Consider the following 11,798-nt stretch of genomic DNA (forward strand, 5'->3'; position numbering starts at 1 on the left):
AACGCCACGACGCCGAGCACCAAGGCCGATCACAAATCATTCATGCCATCTCCTTTGGGAAAGCCCGCCGCGCTTTCGCACGGAGCCGATTCGGTATAAGGTCAGGGAGAGGCGGCCGGCAAGCCGGCGACCGAGGCAGAGGGGTAACACGCATCATGTCCATGTCGCGTTCCGTAACCATCATCGGCATCGTCCTGCTACTCTGGAACCTGATGGGCGTCGCCGCCTGGGTGATGCAATATGGCATGGACCTTTCCGAACTGGCGAAGACCGATCCCGTGGGCGCGCGCATCTTCGCTGAGATGCCGTCCTGGCTATGGGTCGCCTATGCGGTCGCGGTCGGCGCCGGAACGCTGGGCGCGCTACTGTTGCTGATGAAGAAGGCAGCGGCCGCCACGCTGTTCCTCGTTTCGCTGGTCGCGGTGCTGGTCCAGTTCGGTTACACGCTGGGCGCTACCGACCTGATCGCGCAAAAGGGGATCGTGGTCGCAGCCGGCTTTCCCGCCTTCGTCATTCTGGTCGCGATCGTGCAGTTGGCCTACGCCCGGTCCCTGGTGGCGAAGGGCGTGCTACGCTAGTCGTTCGGTGTCGCCTTTTCCCGAGCCGGCACGCGCGATAACCCGCACCGAGAAGGCTTCAGCGGATCAAAGTTCGCCCCGGGCGCGCCGAATTTCGAACCATTTGCGCACATTCTCATTATGCTGCTGATAGGTGTCGGCAAAGATATGGCCGCCCTTCCCATCCGCGACGAAATAGAGCGCTTTCGTCTTTTCCGGATGGAGCACGGCGAAGATCGACAGCCGGCCCGGATTGGCGATGGGGCCCTTGGGCAGCCCGACCATCGCATAGGTGTTATAGTCGTTGACGGCGGCGATCTCCGACTTGCGGATGCGCCGGCCGAGCGGCTTGCCCCGGGTGATCGGATAGATGATCGTCGGATCGGCCTGCAGCATCATGTTCGCGCGCAGACGGTTATAATAGACGCCCGCGACGGTCGGCCGTTCGGCCGGAACGGCGGTTTCCTTCTCCACGATGCTGGCCAGGATCACCGCCTCCCTGGGGGACTTGACCAATAATCCCTGGGCGCGGCCGGCCCATAGCTGGGCCAGTTCCTTGTCCATTGCGACCTGCATGCGCTTCAATACCTTGGCGCGGGGCTCGCCCTTGTCGAAGGCATAGCTGTCAGGGAGAACGCTGCCTTCCTCCGGCACGGGGATGGTGCCGGTCAGCTGGTCGTTCGCCATCAGCCGTTCGTGCACGAGGATGGAGGGCATGCCTTCGGGAATGGTGACGAGCCGCGTCACCGTCTTGCCGCCCTGAAGGATGGACAGGATGTCGCTGTTGCTGGCTCCGGCCGGGATGTGGAACTCGCCGGCCTTGATCGGCTTCGTCCCCCCGAAAACCCTGGCGCGGGTCAGGAACGCGTCGGCCGAGCGAACCGCCCCCGCCCGTTTCAACAGAACGGCGGCGTCGGACAGGGTCGCGCCCTCGCGCACGGTGATGCTGACGTCTTGCGCCGCAGGGCCCTTTTCAGTCCAGCCGACGACGAACCGGAAAGCGACGAAGGCGGCGACCGCGAGGCCGAGGAGGAGGATGCCGCAGCCAAAGCGGCGGGCGGCCGCAGGACGGGTGCGACGAGCCATGTCAGTATTCTGTTCCCCGGCCTTCGCCGGGGGCCGGCAAGGCAGCCAAAGCCGTCACACCGCCTTCATGATCAGCGAGGCGTTGGTGCCGCCGAAGCCGAAGCTGTTGTTCAGCACCGCGCGGACCTTCCGCTCCTTGGCGACATGCGGCACCAGGTCGACGCCCTTGCAGCTTTCGCTCGGTTCATCGAGGTTGAGCGTCGGCGGCACGATCTGGTCGCGGATGGCAAGGATGCAGAAGATGCTCTCCACCGCGCCCGCGCCGCCCAGCAGATGGCCGATGGCCGACTTGGTGGACGACATCGACATGGTCGCCAGATGCTCACCGAAGAGGCGCTTCACCGCCCCCAGCTCCAGTTCGTCGCCGAGCGGAGTCGAGGTGCCGTGGGCGTTCACATAATCGATGTCGGCCAGGCTCAGGCCGGACTTTCTGAGCGCCATTTCCATGGAGCGATAGCCACCATTGCCCTCAGGGTGGGGCGCTGTGACATGATAGGCGTCGCCCGACAGGCCATAGCCGATGACTTCGGCATAGATTTTCGCGCCGCGCGCCTTGGCCCGCTCATATTCCTCCAGCACGACGACGCCCGCGCCCTCGCCCATGACGAAGCCGTCGCGGTTGACGTCATAGGGACGGCTCGCCTTTTCCGGCGTGTCGTTGAAACTGGTCGAAAGCGCACGCGCCTGCGCGAAGCCGGCAATGCCGATGGGGCAGATCGCGCTTTCCGCGCCGCCAGCCAGCATTACGTCGGCGTCATCCATCGCAATCATGCGCGCGGCGTCCCCGATCGAATGCGCGCCCGTGGAGCAAGCTGTGACGACCGCATGGTTCGGCCCCATCAGGCCGTATTTGATCGAAACCTGCCCCGAGATCAGGTTGATGAGCCGTCCGTGGACGAAGTGCGGCGAAACGCGGCTCGGTCCTTTGTTCGCGAGCACCAGCGATTCGCTCTCGATGCCCGGCAGGCCGCCGATGCCCGACCCGATCGAGCAACCGGCGCGCAGCCGCTCCTCTTCGCTCATATTGTCGAGGCCAGCGTCACGGAGCGCCTGGCTGGCGGCGGAAATTCCATAGACGATGAAGGGATCGACCTGACGCTGGATCTTGTGATCGACGTCGATCGACGGATCATAGCCATATTCGTGGTCGGCGGGCTTTACTTCGCACGCGATGCGGCACTTGTAATCGGTCGCGTCGAAGCGCGTGATCGTGGCCGCGCCGGATTTGGCCGCGATGATGTTCTTCCAGCTGGTTTCCACATCCCCGCCAAGCGGGCTGACCATGCCAAGGCCGGTGACGACGACACGACGCATATACTCGCTCCGATATTCTTCTTCATGGGCTAGCAGCCGCCCATGTAGCCATTGGCGGCGCACTTTCAAACCGCGCGCCAGATAAGAAAAGGCTCCCCCATATTCCGGGATCGCCGGACAGGAGGAGCCGTTTCTTCACGCAACAGGGGCGGCCCTCCCCATAGGGGGTCGGGCCAGCGCCGCCTTACTGCTTGCTGTCGATATAATCGATGGCGTCCTTGACGGTGGCGATCTTTTCCGCCGCATCGTCAGGGATTTCCACGCCGAATTCTTCTTCGAACGCCATAACCAGCTCAACGATGTCCAGGCTGTCTGCGCCCAGATCGTCAATGAAGCTGGCGTCTTCGGTCACCTTTTCGGCTTCGACGCCCAGATGTTCGACGACGATTTTCTTTACGCGATCCGCGGTCTCACTCATGAGAGGTCCTTCTTACTGGGTATCGTTGGTGGTCTGTGAACAACCGTTAAGGCATGCCCTAGTGCCAAGCCCCGATAGAGGCAAGAGGGAAGGCCGCCAAGTCCCTTCGTAGCGGCAGGCAATGGTCCGGCAACAAAAGCACCCCGCCGCACCGCGGAAAGCGCATACTCACTGAAATTTCGCCAACTTCCCATGCCGGGACCGCAGGGCGCGGGACGGATCGGGAGCGCGCCATCCTGCCGGGCGGCGCGCTCGGTGTCGTCAGATCATCGCCATCCCGCCATTGACATGCAATGTCTGGCCGGTGACGTAGCCGGCTTCGCGGCTCGCCAGATAGACGACCGCCGCACCGATATCGTCCCCGCTGCCCAGGTCGCCGGCCGGGATCTTGGACAGGATGCCGCCCTTCTGCGCGTCGGTAAGGGCGTCGGTCATGGCCGAACGGATGAAGCCGGGCGCGATGCAATTGACGGTGATGCCCCGGCTCGCCAGTTCCTGCCCCAGCGATTTCGACATGCCGATGATGCCCGCCTTGGACGCGCAATAATTGGCCTGGCCCGGATTGCCGGTCACGCCGACCACCGACGTGATCGAGATGATGCGCCCGAACCGCGCCTTCATCATCGGTTTGGCGGCGGCGCGGCAGAGGCGGAAGGCGGCCTCCAGATTGATCTGGATGACCTGGCTCCATTCCTCATCCTTCATGCGCAGGATGAGGTTGTCGCGCGTCACGCCCGCATTGTTGACGAGGATATCGATCTTGCCGCCCAGCGCTTCCACCGCCTGCGGCACCAGCGCGTCGACGGAGGCAGGATCGGACAGGTTGCAGACGAGCGTTTTATGACCTTCGCCGAGATCCGCCGCAAACGCCTTCAGCTTCTCCTCGTTGCTGCCCGAAACAGCAAGCGTCGCCCCCTGCGCTGCAAGCGCCTTCGCGATGGCAGAACCGATTCCGCCCGAAGCGCCCGTCACCAGCGCGGTCATGCCTGTAAGGTCGAACATCCTATGTCCTTTCGTGCCGTTCGCCCCCGGCATCCCGCAGGGCCTTGTTTCAAATGAGATGTCGGAAGGTCAAAAAGAGGCCAGCGCGCCCTCTATGTCGTCCATGGTAACGACGCTGCGGACGGTGGCGTCGGGGGCGATGCGCTTGACCATGGGGCCTAGCACCTTGCCGCCCAGTTCGACGAATTCCGTGACGCCCGCGCCCCACATGGCGGCAACCGACTCCCGCCAGCGTACCCGGCCGGTCACCTGCTCGACCAGACGCGCCTTGATCTCGTCCGCGTCAGCAACGGGCCCGGCGAGCACATTGGCATAGACTGGCAGAAGCGGCGCGGAAACGGTCGCCTTGCCCAGCGCTTCTTCCATCGCGTCGGCGGCGGGCTGCATCAACGGACAGTGAAAGGGGGCGGACACCGGCAGCAGCACACCACGCTTGATGCCATGATCCTTCACCATCGCCACCGCGCGCTCGATCGCTCCGCGATGGCCCGAAATCACGACCTGGGTGGGATCATTGTCGTTGGCGACGGCGCAGACTTCGCCCTCCGCCGCCGCCTCGGCCAGCGCCTGCGCCTTGTCGATATCTGCGCCCAGCAGCGCCGCCATCGCGCCCTCACCTACCGGCACTGCGGCCTGCATCGCCCTCCCCCGCAGCTTGAGCAGCCGCGCGGTGGTGGAGAGGTCGAACGCCCGCGCCGCGCACAGGGCGCTATATTCGCCAAGGCTGTGCCCCGCGACATAATCGCCCTTGTCGGCAAGGCTGAAGCCGCCTTCCCGTTCCATCACGCGCAACGTGGCGATGGCGTTAGCCATGATCGCGGGCTGCGCATTTTCGGTCAGCGTCAGGTCGCTTTCGGGCCCTTCCACCATCATGCGGAACAAATGCTGTGACAGCGCGTCATCGACCTCCTGAAACAGTTCCCTGGCCGCCGGGCTCGCCTCGCTCAACGTCTTGCCCATGCCGACCGCCTGGCTGCCCTGCCCCGGAAAGATAAATGCCCGCATCCTCACGTCCTTACATTGCTGCGCCTTCGCACGGCGCGCCTCATCAACATCGTTACACTTTGAGACATAAATGTCATTGAGCCGTACATGTGCCTGCGGCAGTCAGATCATGACGATGCCGGCCCGGTACCCTGCGAAAGTGTGGCGGCCCCTTTAACGATGACGGAGAGCAAGGAAAAGGTGCGATATCGCATTGCTTCGATCGGGGGCTGTTTCGGGACCGCTCTGATGCTGTCGGCCTGCGCTGCAGGGCCCGACTATCATGCGCCGCAATCCGCCGCGCTGGGCGTGCCGGATACCTATTATGGCGCAGGGGCGGCCCAGCCGGTCAGCGATGCGGATCTGGCGCAATGGTGGTCGCGGCTGAACGATCCCACGTTAAGCGCGCTAATCGACAAGGCCATCGCCGGCAATCTGGACATCGTACAGGCGCAGGCGCGTCTTCGGCAGGCGCGCGAAAGCCTGATCCAGACCAACGCTGCCTTCCTGCCGCAGTTGAACGGCACCGCCACGGGCGGCCGCAACTATAGCAGCCAGGATGCGGGCGGGCGGCTGGACGCCAACGGCAACCCGATCGGCGGCGGCGGAAGCAACTGGTCCAGCAGCTATTCCGCCCGGGTCAATGCCAGCTGGCAGATCGACCTGTTCGGCGAACTGGCGCGCGGCAGCGAGGCGGCGCGGGCCGATCTTGCCGCATCGGGATATGATCTCGCCAATGTCAGGATGACGATCATATCCGAACTCGTCACCAACTATGTCCAGGCGCGGCTGGCACACGAGCAACTGCGGATCGCGCGCGAAACGCAGAAGGTGCAGGAGGATAATTACCGGATCGCCGGCTGGCGGCTCCAGGCCGGCCTGGTCTCCTCGCTCGACGAGCAGCAGGCCCGCGCCCAACTGGCGCAGACCAATGCCACCATCCCTCAGCTGGAGGCGCGCCTTCGCAGCAGTCTCAACCGCGTCGCCGTGCTGACGGGGCAGGCGCCGGGCGAAGCGACGCGCGCGCTGGAAACGCCCGCTCCCCTGCCGGTCGCATCGACGCAGATCGCCACGGGCATTCCCGCCGACACGTTGCGCCAGCGGCCCGACGTGCGCAGCGCCGAACGCGCGCTGGCCGCCGCGACGGCGCGGATCGGCGTGGCGCAGGCGCAGCTCTATCCGGCGCTCGGGATCAGCGGAAATATCGGCACCACCTCCAATGCGTTTCGTGACCTGTTCAGCCTCATCACAGGGGGCATATTCGGCAATGTGCAGCAGTTGATCTTCGACGGTGGCAGGCTGCGCTCGCAGGTCCGGTCGCAGCGCGCAGCGACCGACGCTGCCTTCGCCGCCTACAAGCAGAGCGTGCTGACCGCCGTGGAGGATGTCGAGAACGCCGTCGCGCAACTGAACAGCGCCCGCGCGCGCAAGGCAGAGTTCGCGGTCGCCTTCGAGGCGTCGAACAATGCGGCGATCCTCGCCCGCAGCCAGTATCAAGCCGGCCTTATCGATTTCCAGACGCTGCTGACCAGCGAATCCACCTTGCTGAACGCCCGCAACAGCCTGGCGTCGGCGCAATCCGACGAGGTTCTGGCCATCGCTCAGCTATATAACGCACTGGGTGGCGGCTGGCAGAATATGGAAACCCAAGCGCGATGAGCAATGACGTGACGAAGGATCAGGAGATCGACGATTTTCTGGGCGCGAAGCCACAGAAACCGTGGCGCAAATGGGCGATCAGGGGCGGGATCGGCATCGGCCTGCTTCTTTTGATCCTCCTCGTTTCGCGCTGCTTTTCGGACGAGGACAAGCCCAACTACGCCACCCGGGAAGTGCGGCGCGGCGACCTGACCGTCAGCGTGTCGGCGACCGGCAACCTGAAGCCCGTCAACCAGGTCGATGTGGGGTCCGAACAATCGGGCAAGATCACCGCCGTCTATGTCGATGTGAACGACCGGGTGACGCGCGGGCAGAGGCTGGCCGAACTCGACACGCGCCGGCTGGTCGACACGGTGAACCAGAACCGGGCGCAGGTCGCCTCCTCGCAGGCAAGCGTGGCGCAGGCGCAGGCACAGGTCGCGCTGGCGAAGGCGACGCTCGACCGTCAGGAAGATGTGTTCCGTCTGTCGGGCGGTAGGGTGCCGGCCAAAACCGAACTGGATTCGGCGCGGGCGAATTATCAGTCGGCCCTTGGATCGCTACGGGCGGCACAGGCGCAGGTCAGCGTCTCGCGCGCGCAACTCTCCAGCGCGCAGACCAACCTGTCGATCGCCCAGATCGTGTCGCCCGTCACCGGCGTGGTGCTGTCGCGCGACATAGAGCCGGGCCAGACGGTCGCCGCATCGCTCAACGCCCCGGTGCTGTTCACCATCGCGGAGGACCTGACCAAGATGGAGGTCGAGGTCGCCGTGGACGAGGCGGATGTCGGGCAGGTCAAGGATGGCCAGAATGCGACATTTTCGGTCGATGCCTTCCCCGGCCGCACCTTCCCGGCCCGCGTGACCCGCGTGAATGTGGGCTCCAATGGGTCGAGCAGCAGCTCTTCCTCCACCGCCAGCAGCACGACCGCCAGCACCACGGGAACCGTGGTCGCCTATACCGCCGTGTTGAGCGTCGATAATGGCGACGAAATCCTTCGGCCGGGGATGACCGCGACCGCCGACATCGTGACGCAGGAACTGCGCGACGTGCTGCTGGTCCCGAACAGCGCGCTGCGGTTCAAGCCGAGCAGCGGCGCAGGACAGGGCGGCGGCATCACCAGCGTCCTGCCCGGCCCTCGTCGCTTCCGCCGGGGCGGCGCGGACCGCCAGGTCAATTTCGGCGCGGGCAGCAGCCAGACCGTCTATATCGTGGGCGAGGATGGAAACCCCAAGCCGCTGCAGGTGGTCGTTGGCGCGAGCGACGGCGCGCGCACCGTCATCACCGGCGGCGACCTGAAGCCCGGCATGCGCGTCATCACCGGCCAGCTTGCCAAGGGCCAAGAGGCGCCGGCGGAAGACCAGCGCGATCAGGGTGCCGACCGCAAGGCGCCGGGCGACGGCGAACGGCAGCGCAATCCTGCGGCGAACGGACGGCCCGCCAGCGTCGACACGGTCGGCAATTCGGCCACCGGCTCTGGCGAACGCGCGCCGGAAACCGCGCCGGTGGCCCCATCGAATGATCGGCCGGCCCGGCCGGAAGCGCGCGGCACCGGACGGCAGGGCGGAACCTGATCCGTGGCGGACGATCCTATCATCTCCCTGCGCGGCGTGACCAAGGTCTATGGCGAAGGGCCAACCGCGTTCCAGGCGCTCAAGGGCATCGACCTCGACATCGTGGCGGGCGATTTCGTGGCGGTCATGGGTCCTTCGGGATCCGGCAAATCGACCACGATGAACATCCTGGGCTGTCTCGACGTGCCTTCGGGCGGGGAATTCCTGTTCAAGGGGCGACATGTCGAAAGGCTGGACCGCGACCAGCGCGCCCTGCTGCGGCGGCGCTATCTGGGTTTCGTGTTTCAGGGCTTCAACCTGCTTTCGCGCACCACCGCGCTCGAGAATGTCGAACTGCCCCTCCTCTATCGCGGCGAGGACAAGAAGCTGCGCTACGAGATGGGGATGGCCGCGCTCGACAAGGTGGGCCTGAAACAATGGTGGGACCATACGCCCGCTGAACTGTCGGGCGGGCAACAGCAGCGCGTCGCCATCGCTCGCGCGATCGTGACCCAGCCCGATGTGCTGCTGGCGGACGAACCCACCGGCAACCTCGATTCGGAGCGATCGGTCGAGATCATGGAATTGCTGACCGATCTCAACCGGAACAGCGGCATCACCGTCCTCATGGTCACGCACGAACCCGACATGGCCGCCTTCGCCCGCACCATCGTGCATTTCAAGGATGGCCTTGTGGAGCGGATCGAACAGGGAGTGGCGGCGTGAGAGCGGCGACGCACAAATCTTCTCTTCATCGCGCAGGAGGATGTGAGGCCCTGGCCACGGACAGGCCTGGGGGGAAGAGGAAAGGCATGTCATGCTAGGCACGACCGTCATCCTCGCCTTCCGGGCGATCAACCGGCACAAGCTGCGCAGCTTCCTGACCACGCTTGGCATCATCATCGGCGTGGCGGCTGTCGTGACGATGGTGACGCTGGGCAATGGCGCGACGGCGGCAGTGCGCGAGCAGATCAGTTCGCTGGGCGCGAACGTGCTCCAGCTGCGCCCAGGCCAGGGTTTCGGGCGCGGCGGCGGCGGCCCTCGCCCCCCCGACTTCAAGGAAGCGGACCTCACCGCTATCGAGAACCAGCTGACCGGCGTTCGCGCCGTCGCCCCGATCGTTCAGTCCAGCGGCACTGCGATCTATGAGGGCAATAACTGGTCGACCACCGTCTATGGCACGACGTCCGCCTATTCGGAGGTGCAGCAATGGCGCGTGGCGGAGGGCCGCCTGTTTCTGCCCGAAGAAGAGGAAGCCGGCCGATCGGTCTGCATCATCGGCAATACGGTGCGCACCAACCTGTTCCAGGGGACGGAGCCGGTGGGCAAGCGGATGCGGATCAAGGGCGTGTCCTGTCAGGTCATCGGCGTGCTGACCACGCGCGGCCAGGGCGGATTTGGCGATCAGGACGATGTCGTGGTCATGCCGATCAAGTTCGTGCAGCGCCGTTTCACCGGCGACCGCGACATCAGCCAGATCATGGTCGCGGTGGATGACGCCTACGACACCAGCACCGTGCAGGCCAGCCTGGAGGAACTGATGCGCGAGCGGCGCAAGGTGAAGCCGGGCCAGGAGGATAATTTCAACGTCTTCGACACCAAGCAGATCAGCGACACGCTGACCGGGACCACCACCATCCTGACGCAGATCGTGGGCGCGGTCGCCGCCATTTCCCTGCTGGTCGGCGGTATCGGCATCATGAACATCATGCTCGTATCGGTGACGGAGCGCACGCGGGAAATCGGCATCCGCCTCGCCATTGGCGCGGTCGCGCGGGAAGTGCTGATGCAGTTTCTGGTCGAAGCGATCGTATTGTCCTGCCTTGGCGGGCTGATCGGCCTGTTCCTGGCGCTTGTCGCGTCGGTGTCCATCGCGCCGCTGATGAAGGTGCCCTTCCTCTTCGATATCAAGGTGAACCTTATCGCCTTCCTCTTTTCCGCCGCCATCGGCGTGGTGTTCGGCTATTTCCCCGCGCGGCGCGCGGCGGCGCTCAATCCCATCGACGCGCTGCGGCACGAATAGGCGACGGCGATCGACCCGGCAGCGTTCATCCAGGCGCATCTGCCCGTGACGAGCGCGCCCGGCATTCCGGAAATAAGGCTGCATGGCGCGGTGCCCACCAGCGGCCTGCACCGGCTGGCGCGGGGTGATCCGGACGGATTCGGACCGCCCTATTGGGCTTATCATTGGGGTGGCGGGCTGGCTCTTGCGCGGCATGTGATCGATCATCCGCAGCTGGTCCAGGGACGGCGGGTGGTGGATCTTGGCACGGGATCGGGCATCGTCGCGATCGCCGCGGCCTTAAGCGGCGCATCCCGGATACTGGCGGTGGACATCGATCCGTATGCCGTCACGGCCGCCCGGCTCAACGCGGCCCTGAACGGCACGGACATCGCCATTATGCGGGCCGACATGCTGGCAGGCCCGGTGCCGGCGACGGACCTGATCCTTGCCGGCGACTTCTATTATGACGAAGCGCTCGCGCCCAGGGTCAGCCCTTTCCTTGAACGCTGCGTCGATGGGGGAATCGAGGTGCTGATCGGCGATCCCTGGCGTGCGCCGCTGCCCCGGGACCGGCTGGAAAAGATTGCCGATCATCTCGTGCGCGAAACCGGCGGAGCGACCAGGGAGGCCGCTGTGTTCCGTTTCCTGAACCGACGTTCAGCCTAAATCGGCTTTCGATACAATTTTCGACACTCTTTGCCCCTGGGTGGGACAAGCGCGCGACAAACGGCCCCTATCTCTGACTTTGACGCCGGAAAGGCGCCTGACTTTCAAGAGGAGCTAAAAGCCATGATGAAGAAAATGCTGATGAGCCTGGCCGCAGCTACGCTGGTCGCGAGCCCCGTCATCACCGCGCAGGCGCAGGCCGCGCCCAACCGCGAAACCGTCCGCATCGTCAAGCAGGGGCCCCGCGGCCGGACCGTCGTTCGCCAGAAAACGGTCGTCCGCAACGACAAGCAAGGGCATCGCTGGGCCAAAGGACAGCGGTTCGACCGGCGTTATGCGACCAGCTACCGCGTGCTCAACAACTATCGCGATTACCGCCTGTCGGCTCCGCCCCGCGGTTATCAGTGGGTCCGGTCTGGCAATGACGCAGTGCTGGTGGCGCTGACGAGTGGCGTCATCGGAGCCGTGATCGCCAGCGCGATCCGGTAAAACCGACCAACGCTTCCAATATGCGGACGCCCCGGAGCCTCTCCCTCCGGGGCGTCTGCATGATTTGCGTTAAGTAGCGGTTTATC

12 protein-coding genes are annotated in these 11,798 nt (G+C 64.9%); 7 read left to right on the forward strand and 5 right to left on the reverse strand.

All coding sequences use genetic code 11. The features are described from left to right. Positions 1-155 precede the first annotated feature (155 nt). Positions 156-578 carry a sugar transporter gene (locus AX724_RS01560; RefSeq protein ID WP_066762837.1) on the forward strand — a complete coding sequence of 141 codons (423 nt, stop codon included), beginning with the start codon at positions 156-158 and terminating at the stop codon, positions 576-578. A gap of 66 nt (positions 579-644) precedes the next feature. Here AX724_RS01560 and mltG read toward each other — a convergent pair whose 3' ends face one another. The 5 genes from mltG to fabD form a co-directional block, all read right to left on the reverse strand. Further along, positions 645-1,643 carry an endolytic transglycosylase MltG gene (mltG, locus tag AX724_RS01565; RefSeq protein WP_066762839.1) on the reverse strand — a complete coding sequence of 333 codons (999 nt, stop codon included), beginning with the start codon at positions 1,641-1,643 and terminating at the stop codon, positions 645-647. A 54-nt stretch (positions 1,644-1,697) separates the two neighbouring features. Continuing rightward, positions 1,698-2,957 carry a beta-ketoacyl-ACP synthase II gene (gene fabF / locus AX724_RS01570; protein WP_066762841.1) on the reverse strand — a complete coding sequence of 420 codons (1,260 nt, stop codon included), beginning with the start codon at positions 2,955-2,957 and terminating at the stop codon, positions 1,698-1,700. A gap of 184 nt (positions 2,958-3,141) precedes the next feature. Further along, positions 3,142-3,375, reverse strand: a complete 234-nt coding sequence (locus AX724_RS01575) for an acyl carrier protein (protein ID WP_007689016.1) — start codon at positions 3,373-3,375, stop codon at positions 3,142-3,144. A 261-nt stretch (positions 3,376-3,636) separates the two neighbouring features. Then, positions 3,637-4,377 carry a 3-oxoacyl-[acyl-carrier-protein] reductase gene (fabG, locus tag AX724_RS01580; RefSeq protein WP_066762843.1) on the reverse strand — a complete coding sequence of 247 codons (741 nt, stop codon included), beginning with the start codon at positions 4,375-4,377 and terminating at the stop codon, positions 3,637-3,639. Positions 4,378-4,446: 69 nt separating this feature from the next. Continuing rightward, complete coding sequence (gene fabD / locus AX724_RS01585) at positions 4,447-5,382, reverse strand: ACP S-malonyltransferase (protein WP_066762845.1); 936 nt, start codon at positions 5,380-5,382, stop codon at positions 4,447-4,449. Positions 5,383-5,541: 159 nt separating this feature from the next. Here fabD and AX724_RS01590 point away from each other — a divergent pair, with 159 nt between their 5' ends. From AX724_RS01590 to AX724_RS01615, 6 genes are all read left to right on the forward strand, one after another. Continuing rightward, positions 5,542-7,020, forward strand: a complete 1,479-nt coding sequence (locus tag AX724_RS01590) for an efflux transporter outer membrane subunit (protein ID WP_197421441.1) — start codon at positions 5,542-5,544, stop codon at positions 7,018-7,020. Beyond that, positions 7,017-8,573 (forward strand): efflux RND transporter periplasmic adaptor subunit, encoded by a 1,557-nt coding sequence (locus tag AX724_RS01595; protein ID WP_066762847.1) that lies wholly within the window; start codon positions 7,017-7,019, stop codon positions 8,571-8,573. The genes AX724_RS01590 and AX724_RS01595 overlap by 4 nt, the downstream gene beginning before the upstream one ends. Before the next feature lie 3 nt (positions 8,574-8,576). Next, positions 8,577-9,278 (forward strand): ABC transporter ATP-binding protein, encoded by a 702-nt coding sequence (locus AX724_RS01600; protein ID WP_066762850.1) that lies wholly within the window; start codon positions 8,577-8,579, stop codon positions 9,276-9,278. Between the two features lie 91 nt (positions 9,279-9,369). Continuing rightward, on the forward strand, positions 9,370-10,575 hold the full coding sequence (locus tag AX724_RS01605; protein ID WP_066762852.1) for an ABC transporter permease: 1,206 nt from the start codon (positions 9,370-9,372) through the stop codon (positions 10,573-10,575). 45 nt (positions 10,576-10,620) lie between these two features. Beyond that, positions 10,621-11,223 (forward strand): class I SAM-dependent methyltransferase, encoded by a 603-nt coding sequence (locus tag AX724_RS01610; RefSeq protein ID WP_231736434.1) that lies wholly within the window; start codon positions 10,621-10,623, stop codon positions 11,221-11,223. Positions 11,224-11,346: 123 nt separating this feature from the next. Next, positions 11,347-11,712: an RcnB family protein gene (locus AX724_RS01615; RefSeq protein WP_066762858.1), complete on the forward strand. Its 366-nt coding sequence runs from the start codon at positions 11,347-11,349 to the stop codon at positions 11,710-11,712. Positions 11,713-11,798: the final 86 nt, after the last annotated feature.

It is taken from the genome of Sphingobium sp. CCH11-B1, assembly GCF_001556865.1.
Taxonomy (GTDB): domain Bacteria; phylum Pseudomonadota; class Alphaproteobacteria; order Sphingomonadales; family Sphingomonadaceae; genus Sphingobium.

Bases quoted from the DNA above. Each gene is read 5' to 3' on its own strand.
- fabF (WP_066762841.1), bottom strand. From the start codon at position 2,957: ATGCGTCGTGTCGTCGTCACCGGCCTTGGCATGGTCAGCCCGCTTGGC.
- fabD (WP_066762845.1), bottom strand. From the start codon at position 5,382: ATGCGGGCATTTATCTTTCCGGGGCAGGGCAGCCAGGCGGTCGGCATG.
- AX724_RS01605 (WP_066762852.1), top strand. From the start codon at position 9,370: ATGCTAGGCACGACCGTCATCCTCGCCTTCCGGGCGATCAACCGGCAC.
- AX724_RS01560 (WP_066762837.1), top strand. From the start codon at position 156: ATGTCCATGTCGCGTTCCGTAACCATCATCGGCATCGTCCTGCTACTC.
- mltG (WP_066762839.1), bottom strand. From the start codon at position 1,643: ATGGCTCGTCGCACCCGTCCTGCGGCCGCCCGCCGCTTTGGCTGCGGC.
- AX724_RS01590 (WP_197421441.1), top strand. From the start codon at position 5,542: ATGACGGAGAGCAAGGAAAAGGTGCGATATCGCATTGCTTCGATCGGG.
- AX724_RS01615 (WP_066762858.1), top strand. From the start codon at position 11,347: ATGATGAAGAAAATGCTGATGAGCCTGGCCGCAGCTACGCTGGTCGCG.
- AX724_RS01575 (WP_007689016.1), bottom strand. From the start codon at position 3,375: ATGAGTGAGACCGCGGATCGCGTAAAGAAAATCGTCGTCGAACATCTG.
- AX724_RS01595 (WP_066762847.1), top strand. From the start codon at position 7,017: ATGAGCAATGACGTGACGAAGGATCAGGAGATCGACGATTTTCTGGGC.
- fabG (WP_066762843.1), bottom strand. From the start codon at position 4,377: ATGTTCGACCTTACAGGCATGACCGCGCTGGTGACGGGCGCTTCGGGC.